Source organism: Methylobacterium sp. 37f (genome assembly GCF_023093475.1).
GTDB lineage: Bacteria > Pseudomonadota > Alphaproteobacteria > Rhizobiales > Beijerinckiaceae > Methylobacterium.
Map to the genome: position 1 here is coordinate 1 of NZ_JAGHKN010000051.1, position 17,941 is coordinate 17,941.

A 17,941-nucleotide genomic window follows, 5' to 3' on the forward strand; every position below is an offset into this window, starting at 1 on the left:
GCCACACCCTTGCCGGCGGACCGCGTCCCCCTCCCCTGTGTGGGAAGAGGGAGCGGCGCTGTCCTGCCGAAAACCCCGGCTGCCGGATGCCCGGTCAGCCCGCCACGGCGGCGGAGGCCGCCGCGGCGCCAGAGGCCGCCGTCAGGGCCGTCATGTTGACGATGCCCCGTACGGTGGCGGTGGGGGTGAGGATGTGGACCGGCTTTGCCGCGCCGAGCAGGATCGGGCCGACGGAGACGCTCTGGCCGGCCACCACCTTGAGGGCGTTGAAGGTGATGTTGGCCGCCTCCAGGTTCGGCATGACGAGGAGGTTGGCCTCGGCGGTGAGGGCCGAATCCGGCCGCAGGCGGCCCAGGATCGTCCGGCTGAGCGCCGTGTCGGCCGACATCTCGCCGTCGATCTCGAGATCCGGCGCCCGGGTGCGGATGAGCGCCAGGGCCTCCCGCATCTTGCGCGACACCGGATCGTCGATGCTGCCGAAATTCGACGCCGCGACCAGGGCGACGCGCGGCGTCTGGCCGAAGCGGCGCATCTCCGCAGCGGCCTGCACCGTCATGTCGGCGATCTCCGCGGCGCTCGGGTCGCGGTGGATGTAGGGATCGCAGATGAACAGCGTGTGCCGGGGCAGTTGCAGCAGGCCCATGGCGGCGAGCCCCTGCGCGCCCGGCTTCAGGCCGATCGCCCCGGCCACCTCCGCGAGGTGGGCCGGATAGGTGCCGGTGGTGCCGCAGAGCAGGCCGTCGACCGCGCCGGCGGCGAGGAGCCGGGCCGCCTGAACGGTGGCGCGGGCCTCAGACGCCGTCTCGGGCGCTGTCTCGGGCGCGATCTCGGCGACATGCACGTCGGTGCCGATGCGGATGCGCAGGCCGAGACCGGCGATCTTCCGGGCGATGGTCTCGGCCCGTCCGACCAGGACCGGGGTGGCGAGGCGCTCGTCGACCACCACCTGGGCGGCGCGGAGCACGCGGTCCTCCTCGCCCTCCGCATAGGCGATCCGCTTCAGGCCCGTCTCGGAGGCCGCGGCGAAGACCGGCTGCATCACCGTGCCGGAGGTGTAGACCAGGCGCTCCAGGGAGCGGCGGTAGGACTCGACGTCCTGGAACGGCCGGGTGGCGACGCCGCTGTCGATGGCGGCCTGGGCCACCGCCGGGGCGACGGTGGTGATCAGGCGCGGGTCGAACGGGCGCGGGATCAGGTAGTCGGGCCCGAAGCGCAACTCGTGGCCGCCATAGGCCGCCGCGACCACGTCCGACGGCTCGGCATGGACGAGGTCGGCGATGGCGCGCACGGCGGCGCGCTTCATCGCCTCGTTGATCTCGGTGGCGCCGACATCGAGGGCGCCCCGGAAGATGAAGGGGAAGCACAGGACGTTGTTGACCTGATTCGGGTAGTCCGAGCGTCCGGTGGCGATGAGGCAATCCGGCCGCACCTGCTTGGCCAGCGCCGGCAGGATCTCCGGGTCGGGGTTGGCGAGCGCCAGGATGATCGGCCTGTCGGCCATGCTGGCGACCATTTCGGGCTTGAGCACGCCGCCCTGGGAGACGCCGAGGAAGATGTCGGCATCCTTGACCGCATCGCCGAGGGTGCGCGCTTCGGTCTCGCGGGCATAGGCGCGCTTCTGCGCGTCGAGGGAGGCCATCCGGTCGGTGGAGACCACGCCGCGGGAATCGCAGACGACGATGTTCTCCTTGCGCAGGCCGAGGCCCACCAGGATGTTGAGGCAGGCGATGGCGGCGGCGCCCGCGCCCGAGCAGACGAGGCGGGCCGTCTCGATCGGCTTGCCCACCACCTGGAGGGCGTTGATCAGGGCGGCGGCGGCGACGATGGCGGTGCCGTGCTGGTCGTCGTGGAAGACCGGGATCTTCATGCGCTCGCGCAGCTTCGTCTCGATGACGAAGCATTCGGGGGCCTTGATGTCCTCGAGGTTGATGCCGCCGAAGGTCGGCTCCAGGCGGGCGACGGTCTCGATGAACTTCTCCGGGTCGGTCTCGTCGATCTCGATGTCGAACACGTCGATGCCGGCGAACTTCTTGAACAGGCAGCCCTTGCCCTCCATCACGGGCTTGCCGGCGAGCGCGCCGATATTGCCGAGGCCCAGCACCGCCGTGCCGTTGGTGATGACGGCGACGAGGTTGCCGCGCGAGGTCAGGCTGTAGGCCTCGTCGGGCGCGTGGTGGATGGCCATGCAGGCGGCCGCGACGCCGGGGGAATAGGCGAGCGCGAGATCGCGCTGGGTGCTCATGTCCTTGGTCGGCTGGACCGCGATCTTCCCCGGGGTCGGAAAGCGGTGGTAGTCGAGGGCGGCCCGGGTCAGGGCGGCCTCGGTGCCGGCATCGGCGTTGGCGGCGGCGCCCGCGGTGCGCAGGTCGGTGTCCTTGCTCATGGTGTTCGTTCCACAGATCGGTTGCTAAGGGGTCCGCGACGGGGCCGGCGCGTGCCTCGTCCGGGCATCGGCCGGCCGTTCCCGGTCCGCGTGGCCCGGGGTCGGGGCCGGGGTTGGGTCGTCGCCTGGGCGGCCCCCGGAGACGGGGCCGCGCGGTTCGCAGGCGGTCAGCGAGCCTATTTCGGCCCGTCCTTTTTCGGCATGTAGAGGTCGGTGATGGTGCCTTCGAAGGCCTCCGCCGCCAGCCCGATCGTCTCCGACAGGGTCGGGTGCGGGTGGATGGTCAGGCCGATATCCTCGGCATCCGCCCCCAGCTCGATGGCCAGCGCCGCCTCCGCGATGAGGTCGCCGGCCGAGGGGCCGACGATGCCGCAGCCGAGGATGCGGTCGGTCTCGGGATCGAACAGCACCTTGGTCAGGCCCTCCTCGCGCCCGAGCGCCAGCGAACGCCCGGAGGCCGCCCACGGGAAGACGCCCTTGCCGAGCGTGATCCCCTTCGCCCGGGCCTCGTTCTCGGTCAGGCCGACCCAGGCCACCTCGGGGTCGGTATAGGCCACCGAGGGGATGACCTTGGCATCGAAGGCGCTGGGCTTGCCGGCGGCGACTTCCGCCGCGACCTTGCCCTCGTGGGTCGCCTTGTGGGCCAGCATCGGCTGGCCGACCACGTCGCCGATGGCGAAGATGTGGGGCACGTTGGTCCGCATCTGCCGGTCCACCGCGATGAAGCCGCGCGCGTCGACGGCGACCCCCGCCGCCTCGGCGCCGATGCGATGGCCGTTGGGGCGCCGCCCGACCGAGACCAGCACCTTGTCGAAGGTGTCGGTCGCCGGCGCGCTGCCGCCCTCGAACGAGACCTTCAGGCCCTCGGACGTGGCCTCGACGGCGGTGACCTTGGCCTTGAGGTGGATCGCCTCGTATTGTTTCTGGATGCGCTTCATCAGCGGCATGACCAGGTCCCGGTCGGCGCCGGGGATGATCTGGTCCATCAGCTCGACGATGGTCACCTGGGAGCCGAGGGCGTGATAGACGGTCGCCATCTCCAGCCCGATGATGCCGCCGCCGATCACCAGCAGGCGGGCCGGGATTCCGTCGAGTTCGAGCGCCCCCGTCGAGTCGATGACCCGCGGGTCGTCATGCGGGATGAAGGGCATCTGCACCGGCTCGGAGCCGGCCGCGATGATGGCGTGGTCGAAACCGATCACGCGGGTCCGGCCCTCGTGCTCCACCGCGACCTGATGCGGTGAGACGAAGCGGGCCTCGCCCGTGACCACCGTGACCTTGCGCTGCTTGGCGAGGCCGGTGAGACCGCCGGTGAGGCGCTTGACCACCCCGTCCTTCCAGGCCCGCAGCTTGTCGATGTCGATCTGCGGCGCCGTGAAGCTGATGCCGTGCGCCGCCATGGCGTGACTCTCGTCGATGACCTTGGCGGCGTGCAGCAGGGCCTTCGACGGGATGCAGCCGACATTGAGGCAGACGCCGCCGAGATTCGGCCAGCGCTCGACCAGCACCACCGACTGGCCGAGATCGGCCGCCCGGAAGGCGGCGGTGTAGCCGCCGGGACCCGCGCCGATGACGAGCACCTGGGCCCGCATCTCCTCGCCGGACACGGGGGCCGCGCCCTTCGGAGCCGGGGCGGGCGCCGCTCCGCCGGTCGCGGTGGCCGAGGAGCCGTAGCCGGCCTGACCCTCGCCCGGGGCGTGGCCGCCCGGGGAGGCGGACGCGGCACCGGATGTCGTCGTGTCGGTCACCGTGGGCTTCGGCGCGCCGGTGCCGGCGGCCTCGGCCATCACCAGGATCAGGTCGCCCTGGCTGACGCTGTCGCCGGGCTTGATCCGCACCTCGGCCACCGTGCCGGCCACCGGGGACGGGATGTCCATGGTGGCCTTGTCGGATTCCAGCACGATGATCACGTCGTCGACCGCGATCACGTCGCCGGGGCCGACGCTGACCTCGATCACGGGCACGTTCTGGAAGTCGCCGATATCCGGCAGGTGGACGTCGTTGCTGCTCATCAGGTCACCTCACTCGTTGGGTCGCGCGGGCCGGGCTCCGTCGTCAGACGACGAGGCGGCGGACGTCCTCCAGGACGTGGGCGAGGTGGCGGGCGAAGCGCGCGGCGAGCGCGCCGTCGATGACGCGGTGATCGTAGGAGAGCGAGAGCGGCACGATCAGGCGCGGCTCGAACGCGGTGCCGTTCCAGACCGGGCTCATCTTGGCGCGGGCGACGCCCAGGATCGCGACCTCGGGGGCGTTGACCAGCGGCGTGAAGGACGTGCCGCCGATGCCGCCGAGGCTGGAGATCGAGAAGGTGGCGCCCTGCATGTCGGCCGCCCCGAGCTTGCCGTCGCGGGCTTTCGCCGAAATCGCCCCGAGGTCGCGGCTGATCTCGATGATCCCCTTGCGGTCGGCCTCCTTGATCACCGGCACCACGAGGCCGTCCGGCGTGTCGACCGCCACGCCGATGTTGTAGTAGCGCTTGAGGATCAGCGCGTCCTTCTCGGGGCTGAGCGAGGCGTTGAATTCGGGGTGCTTGCGCAGGGCCGAGACGGCGGCCTTGATCAGGAAGGCCAGCAGGGTGACGCGGTAGCCGTTGTCCTTCAGCGCCTTGCCCGCGTTGTCGAGCTCCTTGCGGTAGGCGTCGGTCTCGGTGATGTCCGACTCGTCCTGGTGGGTGACCAGCGGCACGTTGAGCCAGGACCGGTGCAGATGCGCGCCGGAGATCTTCTTGATCCGCGACAGCGGCTGGGTCTCGATCGGGCCGAACTTGGAGAAGTCCACCGCCGGGATCTCCGGGATGCCCATGCCGCCGCCGGCAAACGCGGCCGTGCCGGAGGCGCCGGCGGCCGGCGCGGCCGAGCGGGTGAGATGCCCCTTCACGTCCTCCTTGGTGATCCGGCCCTTCTCGCCGGTGCCCTTCACGGCGGTCAGGTCGAGGCCGAGTTCGCGGGCGAGGCGGCGCACGCCGGGGCTGGCATGGACCTGCGAGAAATCGGGAAGAGCGCCGACCGGCGCCGCAGGCGCAGTCGGGGCGCTCGGGCGGGAACTCGGGGCAGAACTCGGGCGGGAACTCGGGGCAGAACTCGGGCGGGAACTCGGGGCAGAACTCGGGGCAGAACTCGGGGCTTGCTCCTGCTTGGCCAGGAGCGCGGCGCTGTCGGCGCCGGCCGGGGCCTCGGCGGCCTTGGCTGGGCTGCTGGAGGCCTTGGCGGGGCTGCTGGAGGCCTCGCCCTTGAACACCAGGAGCGGCGAGCCTTCGCTGACCTTGTCGCCCAGCTTGACCAGGATTTTTTCGACGACGCCGGCGCTCGGCGAGGGCACGTCCATGGTCGCCTTGTCGGATTCCAGCGAGACCAGCGGGTCGTCGGGTCCGATCGTGTCGCCCTCCTTCACGTGGATCTCGATGATCGGGATCTCCTTGAAGTCGCCGATATCCGGAATCTGGATCTCGATGCCCATTGCGCTTCTCCCTGGCTTGAGTCGGAACCTCTCGCGGGCTCCCTCGTCCGGTGATGTGTTCGGTGAAAGATCGGGGATCCGGGGGCGCCGGATCAGACGGTCCAGGGTGCCGGCCGGTCCGTATCGATGCCGTACTTGGCGATGGCGTCGGCCACCGTCCGGGCGGGGATCACGCCGTCCTCGGCGAGGCTGTGCAGGGCCGCCACCACGACCCAGTGCCGGTTGACCTCGAAGAAGTCGCGCAGGCGGGCGCGGTAGTCGGAGCGGCCGAAGCCGTCCGTCCCGAGCACGCGGTAACGGCCCGGCACCCAGGTGCGGATCTGGTCGGCGAACAGGCGCATGTAATCGGTGGCGGCCACCACCGGGCCGGTGCGCCCGGTCAGGCAGGTCTCCACATGGGAGAGGCGCCGGCCCTCGAGCGGGTGCAGGAGGTTCCAGCGCTCCGCCGCCATGGCGTCGCGACGCAATTCGGTGAAGCTCGGGCAGCTCCAGATGTCGGCGCTGATCCCGAAATCCTGCGCCAGCAGGTCGGCGGCGGCGATGACCTCGCGCAGGATGGTGCCCGAGCCGAGGAGCTGCACGCGCAGACCCTCGGTCGTTTCCTTCGGGCCTTCCTTGAAGAGGTACATGCCCTTGATGATGCCGGCCTCGGCGCCCTCGGGCATGCCGGGGTGCTCGTAGTTCTCGTTCATCACGGTGATGTAGTAGAACACGTCCTCCTGCTCGGCATACATCCGGCGCAGGCCGTCCTGCACGATCACCGCCACTTCGTACGAGAAGGTCGGGTCGTAGGAGACGCAGTTCGGGATGGTCGACGCGATCAGGTGGCTGTGGCCGTCCTCGTGCTGCAGGCCCTCGCCGTTGAGGGTGGTGCGCCCGGCGGTGCCGCCGATGAGGAAGCCGCGCGCCCGCATGTCGCCCGCCGCCCAGGCGAGGTCGCCGACCCGCTGGAAGCCGAACATCGAGTAATAGACGTAGAACGGAATCGTCGGCGCGTCGGAATGCGAGTAGGAGGTCGCGGCCGCGATCCAGGACGACATCGCGCCCGGCTCGTTGATGCCCTCCTGGAGCATCTGACCGTTCTTGTCCTCCTTGTAATACATGAGCTGGTTGGCATCCTCCGGCCGGTAGAGCTGGCCGACCTGGGAGAAGATGCCGAACTGGCGGAACATGCCCTCCATGCCGAAGGTGCGGCTCTCGTCGGGCACGATCGGCACGATGCGGTGGCCGATGGTCTTGTCGCGCAGCAGCGTATTGAGGATGCGCACGAAGGCCATGGTGGTGGAGATCTCGCGACCCGCGGTCTCCTTGAGCTGGGCCGAGAAGGCCGAGAGCGGCGGGATTTCGAGAGCCTGCGACTTGCGCCGGCGCGCGGGCAGCGGTCCGCCCAGGGCTTCCCGCCGCGCCATCAGGTAGCGGTGCTCGGGGCTGCCCTCGGGGAACTTGATGAAGGGGATCTCCTTCAGCTGGTCGTCGGTCAGGTCGATCTGGAAGCGGTCGCGGAACTGGCGCAGCACCGCCTCGCCCATCTTCTTCTGCTGATGGGTGATGTTCTGGCCCTCGCCGGACTCGCCCATGCCGTAGCCCTTGACGGTCTTGGCCAGGATGAGGGTCGGCTGGCCCTTGTGCCGGGAGGCGGCGCTGTAGGCGGCGAAGACCTTGCGCGGGTCGTGTCCGCCGCGGGTGAGGCGCCAGATGTCGTCGTCGCTCATGTCGGCCACCAGGGCCGCGGTCTCGGGGTAGCGCCCGAAGAAGTGCTCGCGGATATAGGCGCCGTTCTTCGACTTGAAGTCCTGGTACTCGCCGTCGACGCATTCCTCCATCAGGCGCGCCAGCATGCCGGTGCTATCCTTCTGGATCAGGGCGTCCCAGCCCGACCCCCACAGCACCTTGATGACGTTCCAGCCGGCGCCCCGGAAATCGGCCTCCAGCTCCTGGACGATCTTGCCGTTGCCGCGCACCGGCCCGTCGAGGCGCTGGAGGTTGCAGTTGATGACGAAGACGAGGTTGTCGAGCTTTTCGCGCGCCGCGAGCGCGATGGCGCCGAGGCTTTCCGGCTCGTCCATCTCGCCGTCGCCCATGAAGGCCCAGACCTTGCGGCCATCCGTCTGCGCCAGGTTGCGGTGGTGCAGGTAGCGCAGGAAGCGGGCCTGATAGATCGCCATCAGGGGGCCGAGGCCCATGGAGACGGTGGGGAACTGCCAGAAATCCGGCATCAGCCAGGGATGCGGATAGGACGACAGGCCCTTGCCGCCGACCTCCTGGCGGAAGCCGAGGAGCTGGTCCTCGGTGAGGCGCCCCTCCAGGAAGGCGCGGGCATAGATGCCGGGCGAGGAATGGCCCTGCACGTAGATGAGGTCGCCGCCGTGGTGGGCGTCGGCCGCGCGCCAGAAATGCATGAAGCCGGTGTCGTAGAGGGTCGCGGCCGACTGGAAGCTGGCGATGTGCCCGCCGAGTTCCGACGAATCCTTGTTGGCCCGCAGGATGATCGCGATGGCGTTCCAGCGGATGGCCGAGCGGATGCGGTGCTCGATGACCCGGTCGCCGGGATGCGGGTCCTGCTTCTCGGGCAGGATCGTGTTCAGGTAGGCGGTGTTGGCCGAGTAGGGGACCGGAGCGCCCTTCTTGCGGGCTCCGTCGATGACCTGCTCGATCAGGTAATGCGCCCGCTCCGGCCCATCGACCTCGAGGACGCCGTCCAGCGAATCGAGCCATTCCTGCGTCTCGACGGGATCGAGGTCGCGGCTACGCTCCATGGCATCCTCCTAAAGGCTTTTTCTGCGGGCCTCGGGACCCGCTTATGTGGCTGATCCCCGCTGAGCAGCGTTCGTGCCACCTGCAACCAAGCCCGGTTCTCCTTTCGCCGCAATGGCTTCGGGGAATCACCCCGTATTTGGTCTGCGAATTTTGTTACGGGTTTCAGTTTTTTTGTCTGGGTTTCCGGACATGTCGCGTCGGCCGGGTCGATCTGGTCGACGATCAGGCCGCCCGGGCGTGCGGGTCAGCGCTGGGTTCGGACGATCCAGCCAATGGCGAGGCCCACCAGCACGATCAACAGCACCGTCGAGCCCGTCTCGGACGGCGTCAGTTGAGTCCAGTCGACACGGCTGGCCGCCAGCAGGGCGACGCCGCCTCCGAAGCCGAGGGCGAGGACCATGGGGCGAGGACGATGGGATGGCCGGGACGGCAGCCCCGCGGCGCGGCCTCGTTGCAGGGCGCGGAGTTCGGCCCAGCCTGCGCGCAGGGCCGCGCGGCGCGAGCCGTCCGGCTCCCGTCCCGTTTGGCCCGTCCCTGTTTGTCGCGCTTTTGGAAAGACGAGGACCAGCAGCGCCATCGCGATAGCGAGGTCCAGAACGCTCCGGGGTTTCTGCGACCGGTGCTCGGGCTCGTTCATGGTCGACCTCGCCATGAGGTCCCCTTAGGGACGACAGCGGAGACCGGGGCGGGAGATGGTCCCGCCACGATGGAACCGGCTCTCCGGCGAGGGACGCCGGAAAAGCACCAGGCTCAATACACCAGGATCAGTGTACCAAAATCTTGGACAGGAAGTTCTGCGCCCGCTCGGAGCGGGCGTTGCCGAAGAAGTCGTCCTTGGTGGCGTCCTCGACGATCTCGCCCTTGTCCATGAAGATGACCCGGTTGGCGACCTTGCGGGCGAAGCCCATCTCGTGGGTCACGCACATCATGGTCATGCCCTCGCGGGCGAGCTGGACCATGACGTCGAGCACCTCGCCGACCATCTCGGGGTCGAGGGCCGAGGTCGGTTCGTCGAACAGCATCACCACCGGGTTCATGGCGAGCGCGCGGGCGATGGCCACGCGCTGCTGCTGGCCGCCCGAGAGCTGGCCCGGATACTTCTTGGCATGGGCCGAGAGGCCGACCCGGTCGAGGAGCTTCAGGCCGGTATCCAGGGCGTCGCCCGGATCGCGCTTGAGCACCTTCATCTGGGCCAGGGTCAGATTCTCGGTGATCGACAGGTGCGGGAACAGCTCGAAGTGCTGGAACACCATGCCGACCCGGGCGCGCAGCTTCGGCAGGTTGGTCTTCTTGTCGTGCACGGCGGTGCCGTCGACCACGATCTCACCCTTCTGGAAGGGCTCCAGGGCGTTGACGCACTTGATCAGGGTCGACTTGCCGGAACCCGAGGGGCCGCACACCACCACGACCTCGCCCTTGTTCACGGCGGTAGTGCAGTCGGTGAGGACCTGGAAGTCGCCGTACCATTTGCTGACGGACTTCATGGTGATCATGGGGCCCACGGTGCCGGGGGCCTGCGACGTGTTCAGCGGAGTGCGCATGGGAGGAATCCTCAAGGCTCGGGATGCGGCGGGACGCTCGGGCGTCAGCGGATGATGGCGATCTTCTTCTGGAGATGGCGCACCGCCATCGAGGCGATGAAGCAGACCGCGAAGTAGACCACGGCCGCGAACAGATACATTTCCACGAGGCGGCCATCGCGCTGGGCGATCTTCGAGGCCGCGCCGAGGAAGTCGGTGATCGAGAGCACGTAGACCAGCGAGGTGTCCTGGAAGAGCACGATGGTCTGGGTCAGCAGGATCGGGGTCATGTTGCGGAAGACCTGGGGCAGGATCACCGTGCGCATGGCCGAGAAGTAGGTCAGGCCCAGCGCCGAGGCCGCCGCCGCCTGGCCCTTGGGGATCGACTGGATGCCCGCGCGCATGATCTCGGAGAAGTAGGCCGCCTCGAACAGCGTGAAGGTCACCAGCGAGGAGGTGAACGCGCCCACCGTCATCGGCCGGTCGGCCCCGGTCACCCACTGCCCGAGATAGGGCACCAGGAAGTAGAACCAGAAGATCACCAGCACGAGGGGCAGCGACCGCATCAGGTTGACGTAGCTCTTGGCCACCAGCGGCACCACCGGGATGCTGGAGAGCCGCATCATGGCGATGAGGGTGCCGAGGACGATGCCCCCGAGGGCGGCCAAAGCCGTCAGAGTCAGGGTGAAGCGCATGCCGTCGAAGAACAGGTACGGCAGCGCGGAGGTGATGACGGAGACGTCGAAATTCGCGAGCATCGCGGCGATCCTTGAAGAACGTGGCGGCGGGGGACGGGCCTTCAGCGATGGCCCGGGACGGCGACGCGACGCTCGATCCAGCCGGAGATGAAGATCACCACGACGTTGATGAGCACGTACAGGATGGTGGCGGCGGTGAAGGCCTCGAACACCTGGAACGAGAATTCCTGCATGGCGCGGGCCCGCGCGGTGAGTTCGAGCAGGCCGATGGTCAGCGCCACGGAGGTGTTCTTGAGGTTGTTCAGGAATTCCGAGGTCAGCGGCGGAAGGATCATCCGGTAGGCGCTCGGCAGGAGCACGTAGCGGTAGGTCTGGTACACCGTCAGGCCCATGGCGGTGCCGGCCATCTTCTGCCCGCGCGGCAGGGCCTGGATGCCGGCGCGCACCTGCTCGGCGACGCGGGAGGCGGTGAAGAAGCCCAGGCACACCACGGCGGTGTAGAACGGCGCGTTGGGGAGCTGCTTGACCCAGCTACCCCAGGATTCCGGCAGCACCTCCGGCAGGACGAAGTACCAGAGGAACATCTGCACCAGCAGCGGGATGTTGCGGAACAGCTCGACATAGACCGTGCCGACGGTGTTGGCGGTCTTCGACGGCAGGGTCCGCATCACGCCGACGACCGAGCCGAGGAAGAAGGCGATGACCCAGGCGCAGAGCGCCGTCACCACCGTCCACATCAGGCCCGAGAGCAACATGTCCGCGTAGGTCCCGGTGCCTTCCGGGGAGGCCTCGAAGAAGATGCCCCAATTCCAGTTGTAGTTCATCGCGTCGTCGTCCCCTGTGATCGGGCATCCGGGCGAGCGCCCGTGGCGAGAAGGCGGGCGCGCGCCCGTGAATGTGGCGGTGCTGTGTCGGACAGTGCCGAGACCTTGAGCGGAAGGTCCAGGGCCTTGACGGCCATGGCCGGGTCCCACGCTGACATTTCCAGAGATTTGCCGCTTTTCCGGGCAGGTGCAGCTTTACGGCACGCAGGTGCCCGCGCTCCGCGCCGAGGGGGCGGAGCGTGGGGCACGGGTCGATTCGGATCGGGTCGGGGGAAAACGGGATTCGGGCGCGGCATCGGTGGCCGGCCCCCAAGCATCATCCGGACCAGAGCGCGGGACTTGGCGCATCCTCGCGGGACTTGGCTCACCCTCGCGGGGCTTGGCTCACCCTCGCGGGACTTGGCGCATCCTCGCGGGACTTGGCGCATCCTCGCGGGGCTTGGCACATCCTCGCGGGGCTTGGCTCACCCTCGCGGGGCGTGCACGCCGCTCAGGCGTGGGCCGGATTGGCCGCCGGGGCAGCGTCCCGGGCCGGACGGCCGAGGGTGAGGATCAGCCCGGCGGCGACGAGGCAGAGAGCCCCGGCGGCGAAGAAGGCCGGCAGGTAGCTCGCGAGTTCGGTGCGCGAGAGGCCGGCCCCGTACGCGATGGTCGCCGCCCCGAGCTGGTGCCCGGCGAAGACCCAGCCGAAGACCAGGTTGGCGCGCTCGCGCCCGAACCGCGCCGCCGTCAGCCGCACGGTGGGCGGCACCGTGGCGATCCAGTCGAGGCCGTAGAACACCGCGAACAGCGACAGGCCGACGAAGGAGAAATCCGAGAACGGCAGGAACATCAGCGAGAGGCCGCGCAGGCCGTAGTACCAGAACAGGAGCCAGCGGTTGTCGTAGCGGTCGGAGAGCCAGCCCGAGGCCACGGTGCCGACGAAATCGAACACCCCCATGGCGGCGAGCACGCTGGCGCCCTGCACCGGCCCGATGCCGTAATCGGCGCAGAGCGGGATGAAGTGGGTCTGGATCAGCCCGTTGGTGCTGGCCCCGCAGATGAAGAAGGTGGCGAACAGCACCCAGAACACCCGGGTGGCGGCGGCGTCCCGCAGGGCCGCGATGGCCCCGCCGGCGCTCGGCCCGGGCGGGATCTTGTCCGCCACCGGCGGAATCTTGCCCGCCACCGGCGGGATCTTGTCCATCGCTGGCGGGGTCTCGCCGTAAGGGGCCAACCCCAGATCCTCCGGGCGGTCGCGCATCAGGGCGAGCACGCCGAGGCCGGCCGCCAGGAGGAGCCCGCAGATCACCAGCAGCGCGGCGCGCCAGCCCAGGGCCTCGGTCAGGGCGGCCAGCAGGGGCAGCACCACCAACTGTCCGGTGGCGGAACTCGCGGTGAGCAGCCCGACGACGAGGCCGCGCCGGTGCGAGAACCAGCGGGTCGCCACCGTGGCCCCCAGCACCAGGGCGGTCAGCCCCGTGCCGATGCCGACCACCACGCCCCAGAGCAGGACGAGCTGCCAGACCTGGGTCATCCCCAGGGAGGCCAGCAGCCCGCCGGCGATGAGCAGGAGGGCCAGGAGCACGATCCGGCGCGGGCCGTAGCGGTTCATCAGGGCGGCGGCGAACGGCCCCATCAGGCCGAACAGGACCAGGCGCACGGCCAAAGCCGAGCCGATCGTCGCCGTGTCCCAGCCGAATTCCCTCTGCAGCGGCAGGATCAGCACGCCGGGCGCCCCGACCGCGCCGGCCGTCACCAGCATGGTCAGGAAGGTCACGCCAGCCACCGCCCAGCCATAATGCAGGCCGCGACGGGCCAACCCGGCCGCGACGGCATCGGAGAGGCGGAGGGTGGGATCGGTGGCCATGGCGCGTCGCTCCGAGGCGCCGGCTGCCGGGGCGCTGCGCCTTGCATAGGCGCATATGCACGTATTAGACAAGCGATCCGTGCCCGCCGGAGTGCCCCGTGGACGAGTTCCAGCCTCGCGCCGTGATCTGCCACTGCAACGCGATCCGCCAGGGCGCCCGTCAGGTGACGCAGTTCTACGACCGGCACCTCGCCGCCATGGGCCTGCGCACCTCGCAATATTCCATGCTGATCGGCCTGCGGCGGCTCGGGCCGATCTCGATCAACGGGCTCGCCGACGCGATGGCGATGGACCGGACGACCCTGGGCCGCGCCCTCAAGCCCCTGGAGCGGGACGGCCTCGTGGGCGTCGGCCCGGGTCCGAACGGGCGGACGCGCGCCCTGCACCTCACCGAGGCCGGGCGGCAGCGCCTCGCCGAGGCCGAACCCCTCTGGCGCGTGGCCCAGGCGGATTTCGAGGCCCGCTACGGCGCGTCCGAGGCGGCGGACCTGTGCACCGCCCTGGCGCGGGTGGTCCGGATTCTGTGACGCGGGTTCCGCAGCATGAGGGTCGCTCAACCCCCCACCTCCAACGCCTCCCCGCAAACGCCTCCCCGCAGGAGGGAGGAGGGCTGCGTCACAGGTCCGAAAACCTGGATGCAGGAATCCAACGGCCTGTCGAAGGAAGCGTAGCGGGCTCGACGTCTCGGCACGATCAGCACGTGAGGCGGCGGGCCCGAGCGTCGCTCCCCCGTTGCGCGCGCCCTCGCCTCACCCCTTGCGCGGGCGAGCGCCGAAGATCGCGGTGCCGACGCGGACATGGGTGGCGCCCATCTGGATCGCGGCCGGGTAATCCGCGCTCATGCCCATCGAGAGGATCGGCAGGTTGTGACGCGCGGCGATGCGGGCCAGCAGCGCGAAATGGGCGGAGGGTGGGGCCTCGGCCGGAGGGATGCACATCAGGCCCTGGATCGCCAGGCCGTGGGTCTCGCGGCATTCGGAGAGCAGAGTGTCGACGGCGGCGGGCGAGACGCCGCCCTTCTGAGGCTCGTCGCCGGTATTGACCTGGATCAGCAGCTTCGGCGTCCGCCCGGTCCGTGCGATCTCCTTGGCGAGCGAAGCGGCCAGGGACAGCCGGTCGAGGCCGTGGATCACGTCGAACAGCTCCACCGCCTCGCGGGCCTTGTTCGATTGCAGCGGCCCGACGAGGTGGAGTTCGACATCCGGGTAGCGCTCGCGCAACGCCGGCCACTTGGCCTTCGATTCCTGCACGTAGTTCTCGCCGAACAGGCGCTGCCCGGCCTCCAGGGCGGGCAGGATGCCCTCCGCCGGGATCGTCTTCGACACCGCCACCAGGGCGACCGAGGCCGGATCGCGCTCGGCATCCTCCGCCGCCTGGGCGATCTGGTGGCGCACCGCCCCGAGCCCGGCCACCACGTCGGCGGCGCTCGGGGGAGAGGGGCTGTCGCCAGCGAGAGGGGCGTCGGGAGCGGCGTCGGCCATGGTGCCTCGGAAATGCGTCGGGGGAACGGGTCCGGCGGGGACTGTCTGCCAGGGGGACTATCATTCCGAACGCAGGCCGCAAGACGGAAGCTCCCATCCGGGAGGCTTCACGCAGGCCGCAACACGGAAGCTCCCATCCGGGAGGCTTCCGCGCAGGCTCGTGTTGACCCCTCCCCTCCCCGTGGTAGTCCGACCGTCAAACCTCCCGGCGGCCCCGCGACGACGCGCGGGCGGCCCCTCGCTTCCCGAACCCCGGCGCCCGGCCCATGACGACCACCCCCGCGACCACCCCGACGCCCGAGCGCTACAACGCCAAGGAGACCGAGCCGCATTGGCAGCAGGCCTGGACCGAGGCCGGCATCTACGCCACGAAGAACGACGACGACCGGCCGAAATACTACGTGCTGGAGATGTTCCCCTATCCGTCGGGGCGCATCCACATGGGCCACGTGCGCAACTACGCCATGGGCGACGTGGTGGCGCGCTACAAGCGGGCGCGCGGCTTCAACGTGCTGCACCCGATGGGCTGGGACGCGTTCGGCCTGCCGGCCGAGAACGCCGCCATGGAGCGCAAGGTCAACCCGCGCGACTGGACCTACGCCAACATCGCGACGATGCGGGGCCAGCTCCAGAGCATGGGCCTGTCGCTCGACTGGAGCCGGGAGATCGCCACCTGCGATCCCGATTACTACAAGCACCAGCAGCGCATGTTCCTCGACTTCCTCGACAAGGGGCTGGTGACGCGCCGCACGGCGAAAGTGAACTGGGACCCGGTGGACCACACCGTGCTGGCCAACGAGCAGGTCATCGACGGGCGCGGCTGGCGCTCCGGCGCCCTGGTCGAGCAGCGCGAGCTGACCCAGTGGTTCTTCAAGATCACCGACTTCGCCCAGGACCTGTACGACGCCCTCGACGGCCTGGAGCGCTGGCCCGAGAAGGTGCGGGTGATGCAGAAGAACTGGATCGGCCGCTCGGAAGGGTTGGAGGTCCGCTTCGCCCTTGCGGCGCCACCCGCGCATGGGGCGCCGGAGATCACGGTCTACACCACGCGGCCCGACACCCTGTTCGGCGCGAAGTTCCTGGCCATCGCCGCCGATCACCCGATCGCCGCGGCCCTGGCCCCGGCCCATCCGGCGCTCCAGAGCTTCATCGAGGAATGCCGCCGCACCGGCACGGCCCAGGCGGCGATCGATACGGCGGAGAAGCTCGGCTACGACACCGGGCTCACGGTGCGCCACCCCCTCGATCCGTCCTGGCTGCTGCCGGTCTACGTCGCGAACTTCGTGCTGATGGAGTACGGCACCGGCGCCGTGTTCGGCTGCCCGGCCCATGACCAGCGCGATCTCGACTTCGCCAACAAGTATGGTCTCGGCAACACCCCCGTGGTCTGCCCGGAGGACCAGGCGGCGGCCACGTTCGTGGTGACCGACACCGCCTATGACGGCGACGGGCGGATGATCAACTCGCGCTTCCTCGACGACATGACCACCGACGAGGCCTTCCACGCCGTGGCCAACCGGCTGGAGGCCGAGATCCTGGACGGCGCCCCGGTGGCGCAGCGCAAGGTGCAGTTCCGCCTGCGCGACTGGGGCGTCTCGCGCCAGCGCTACTGGGGCTGCCCGATCCCGATCATCCATTGCGACACCTGCGGCCCCGTCCTGGTGCCGGTGGCCGACCTACCGGTGAAGCTTCCCGACGAGGTCTCCTTCGACGTGCCCGGCAATCCGCTGGAGCGCGACCACGCCTGGCGCAACGTCCCCTGCCCCACCTGCGGCAAGCCGGCCCGGCGCGAGACCGACACCATGGACACCTTCGTGGATTCGTCCTGGTACTATGCCCGCTTCACAGCGCCCTGGCTCCAGGACGCGCCGACCGACCGCAAGGCGGTCGACCAGTGGCTCGCCGTCGACCAGTATATCGGCGGCATCGAGCACGCGATCCTGCACCTGCTCTACGCCCGCTTCTTCATGCGGGCGATGAAGGCCACCGGCTGGTCCGGCGTCTCCGAGCCGTTCGACGGCTTGTTCACGCAAGGCATGGTGGTCCACGAGACCTACAAGGATGCGGCCGGGGCCTGGGTGCCGCCCGCCGACATCCGGATCTCGGGCGAGACCGGCGCCCGCGAGGCGTTTCACGTGAAAACGGCGGAGCCGATCACCATCGGCGCCATCGAGAAGATGTCGAAATCGAAGAAGAACGTGGTCGACCCGGACGACATCATCGCCAGCTACGGCGCCGACACCGCGCGCTGGTTCATGCTCTCCGATTCGCCCCCCGAGCGCGACGTGATCTGGACCGAGGATGGGGTCCAGGGCGCCGCCCGCTTCGTCCAGCGCGTCTGGCGTCTGGTCTCTCTCGCGGCCGCCGGGGACGCCGCATCGGGCTCCCACGACGCCGCCCTGCGCAAGGCCGCCCACAAGGCCCTCGCCGCCGTCGAGGAGGACGTCGAGCGCCTGCGCTTCAATCGCTGCGTCGCCCACATCTACACCCTGGCCAATGCCCTCGACGAGGCGCTGCGGGGCGGTGTCTCGGGCCCCGTCGCGGGCGAAGCCGCCGGCATCCTGACGCAGCTCATCGCCCCGATGATGCCGCACCTCGCCGAGGCCTGCTGGCAGGCGCTCGGGCGTGACGGGATGGTGGCGCAGGCGGCGTGGCCGGAGGTCGAGCGCGGCCTGCTGGTCGAGGACACGGTCACCCTGCCGGTGCAGATCAACGGCAAGAAGCGGGCCGACGTCACCGTTCCGCGCGCCGCCGACGTGGCGGCCGTCGAGGCCCTCGTCCTGGCCGACGAGGCCGTGCAGAAGGCCCTCGAGGGGCGTGCCCCGAAGAAGGTCATCGTGGTGCCGGGCCGGATCGTGAACCTCGTGGTCTGACACGGTCGCCGACCATGATCCTGCCGGATAGGAAACGTAAAGCTTGCAGCGAATAGGCTGTCGTCGGACCCCGGTTCGCCGTACAGACGGACGGGACGAG

At 69.6% G+C, this 17,941-nt stretch carries 12 protein-coding genes; 2 read left to right on the forward strand and 10 right to left on the reverse strand.

The annotated features are described in order from the left end of the window. Positions 1 to 94: 94 nt before the first annotated feature. The 9 genes from J7U37_RS22665 to J7U37_RS22705 all read right to left on the reverse strand — a co-directional run bounded on the left by J7U37_RS22665 (position 95) and on the right by J7U37_RS22705 (position 13,487). Positions 95 to 2,383 carry an NADP-dependent malic enzyme gene (locus J7U37_RS22665; RefSeq protein ID WP_247637189.1) on the reverse strand — a complete coding sequence of 763 codons (2,289 nt, stop codon included), beginning with the start codon at positions 2,381 to 2,383 and terminating at the stop codon, positions 95 to 97. Positions 2,384 to 2,559: 176 nt separating this feature from the next. Then, positions 2,560 to 4,395: a dihydrolipoyl dehydrogenase gene (gene lpdA / locus J7U37_RS22670; protein ID WP_247637190.1), complete on the reverse strand. Its 1,836-nt coding sequence runs from the start codon at positions 4,393 to 4,395 to the stop codon at positions 2,560 to 2,562. Positions 4,396 to 4,438: 43 nt separating this feature from the next. Then, positions 4,439 to 5,839 carry a dihydrolipoyllysine-residue acetyltransferase gene (aceF, locus tag J7U37_RS22675; RefSeq protein ID WP_247637191.1) on the reverse strand — a complete coding sequence of 467 codons (1,401 nt, stop codon included), beginning with the start codon at positions 5,837 to 5,839 and terminating at the stop codon, positions 4,439 to 4,441. Between the two features lie 92 nt (positions 5,840 to 5,931). Continuing rightward, complete coding sequence (aceE, locus tag J7U37_RS22680) at positions 5,932 to 8,595, reverse strand: pyruvate dehydrogenase (acetyl-transferring), homodimeric type (protein ID WP_247637192.1); 2,664 nt, start codon at positions 8,593 to 8,595, stop codon at positions 5,932 to 5,934. A gap of 245 nt (positions 8,596 to 8,840) precedes the next feature. Continuing rightward, complete coding sequence (locus tag J7U37_RS22685; RefSeq protein WP_247637193.1) at positions 8,841 to 9,233, reverse strand: hypothetical protein; 393 nt, start codon at positions 9,231 to 9,233, stop codon at positions 8,841 to 8,843. A gap of 127 nt (positions 9,234 to 9,360) precedes the next feature. Then, complete coding sequence (locus J7U37_RS22690; RefSeq protein ID WP_247637204.1) at positions 9,361 to 10,089, reverse strand: amino acid ABC transporter ATP-binding protein; 729 nt, start codon at positions 10,087 to 10,089, stop codon at positions 9,361 to 9,363. Positions 10,090 to 10,181: 92 nt separating this feature from the next. Further along, entirely contained in the window at positions 10,182 to 10,874 is a 693-nt protein-coding gene (locus tag J7U37_RS22695; RefSeq protein ID WP_056187403.1) for an ABC transporter permease subunit, read from the reverse strand. Between the two features lie 41 nt (positions 10,875 to 10,915). Next, positions 10,916 to 11,638, reverse strand: a complete 723-nt coding sequence (locus J7U37_RS22700; protein ID WP_056187406.1) for an amino acid ABC transporter permease — start codon at positions 11,636 to 11,638, stop codon at positions 10,916 to 10,918. 490 nt (positions 11,639 to 12,128) lie between these two features. Further along, positions 12,129 to 13,487, reverse strand: a complete 1,359-nt coding sequence (locus J7U37_RS22705; protein ID WP_247637194.1) for an MFS transporter — start codon at positions 13,485 to 13,487, stop codon at positions 12,129 to 12,131. Positions 13,488 to 13,585: 98 nt separating this feature from the next. Between J7U37_RS22705 and J7U37_RS22710 the strand changes: the two genes are divergently transcribed. Beyond that, a complete protein-coding gene (locus tag J7U37_RS22710) occupies positions 13,586 to 14,014 on the forward strand; it encodes a MarR family winged helix-turn-helix transcriptional regulator (protein ID WP_247637195.1) in 429 nt (142 codons plus the stop codon). 222 nt (positions 14,015 to 14,236) lie between these two features. Here J7U37_RS22710 and J7U37_RS22715 read toward each other — a convergent pair whose 3' ends face one another. After that, positions 14,237 to 14,968, reverse strand: coding sequence for a YggS family pyridoxal phosphate-dependent enzyme (locus J7U37_RS22715; protein WP_247637196.1), 732 nt, complete (start codon positions 14,966 to 14,968; stop codon positions 14,237 to 14,239). 266 nt (positions 14,969 to 15,234) lie between these two features. Between J7U37_RS22715 and leuS the strand changes: the two genes are divergently transcribed. Then, entirely contained in the window at positions 15,235 to 17,841 is a 2,607-nt protein-coding gene (leuS, locus tag J7U37_RS22720; RefSeq protein ID WP_247637197.1) for a leucine--tRNA ligase, read from the forward strand. The last annotated feature ends 100 nt before the right edge of the window (positions 17,842 to 17,941 follow it).

Bases quoted from the DNA above. Each gene is read 5' to 3' on its own strand.
- J7U37_RS22665 (WP_247637189.1), bottom strand. From the start codon at position 2,383: ATGAGCAAGGACACCGACCTGCGCACCGCGGGCGCCGCCGCCAACGCC.
- lpdA (WP_247637190.1), bottom strand. From the start codon at position 4,395: ATGAGCAGCAACGACGTCCACCTGCCGGATATCGGCGACTTCCAGAAC.
- aceF (WP_247637191.1), bottom strand. From the start codon at position 5,839: ATGGGCATCGAGATCCAGATTCCGGATATCGGCGACTTCAAGGAGATC.
- aceE (WP_247637192.1), bottom strand. From the start codon at position 8,595: ATGGAGCGTAGCCGCGACCTCGATCCCGTCGAGACGCAGGAATGGCTC.
- J7U37_RS22685 (WP_247637193.1), bottom strand. From the start codon at position 9,233: ATGAACGAGCCCGAGCACCGGTCGCAGAAACCCCGGAGCGTTCTGGAC.
- J7U37_RS22690 (WP_247637204.1), bottom strand. From the start codon at position 10,089: ATGATCACCATGAAGTCCGTCAGCAAATGGTACGGCGACTTCCAGGTC.
- J7U37_RS22695 (WP_056187403.1), bottom strand. From the start codon at position 10,874: ATGCTCGCGAATTTCGACGTCTCCGTCATCACCTCCGCGCTGCCGTAC.
- J7U37_RS22700 (WP_056187406.1), bottom strand. From the start codon at position 11,638: ATGAACTACAACTGGAATTGGGGCATCTTCTTCGAGGCCTCCCCGGAA.
- J7U37_RS22705 (WP_247637194.1), bottom strand. From the start codon at position 13,487: ATGGCCACCGATCCCACCCTCCGCCTCTCCGATGCCGTCGCGGCCGGG.
- J7U37_RS22715 (WP_247637196.1), bottom strand. From the start codon at position 14,968: ATGGCCGACGCCGCTCCCGACGCCCCTCTCGCTGGCGACAGCCCCTCT.
- leuS (WP_247637197.1), top strand. From the start codon at position 15,235: ATGACGACCACCCCCGCGACCACCCCGACGCCCGAGCGCTACAACGCC.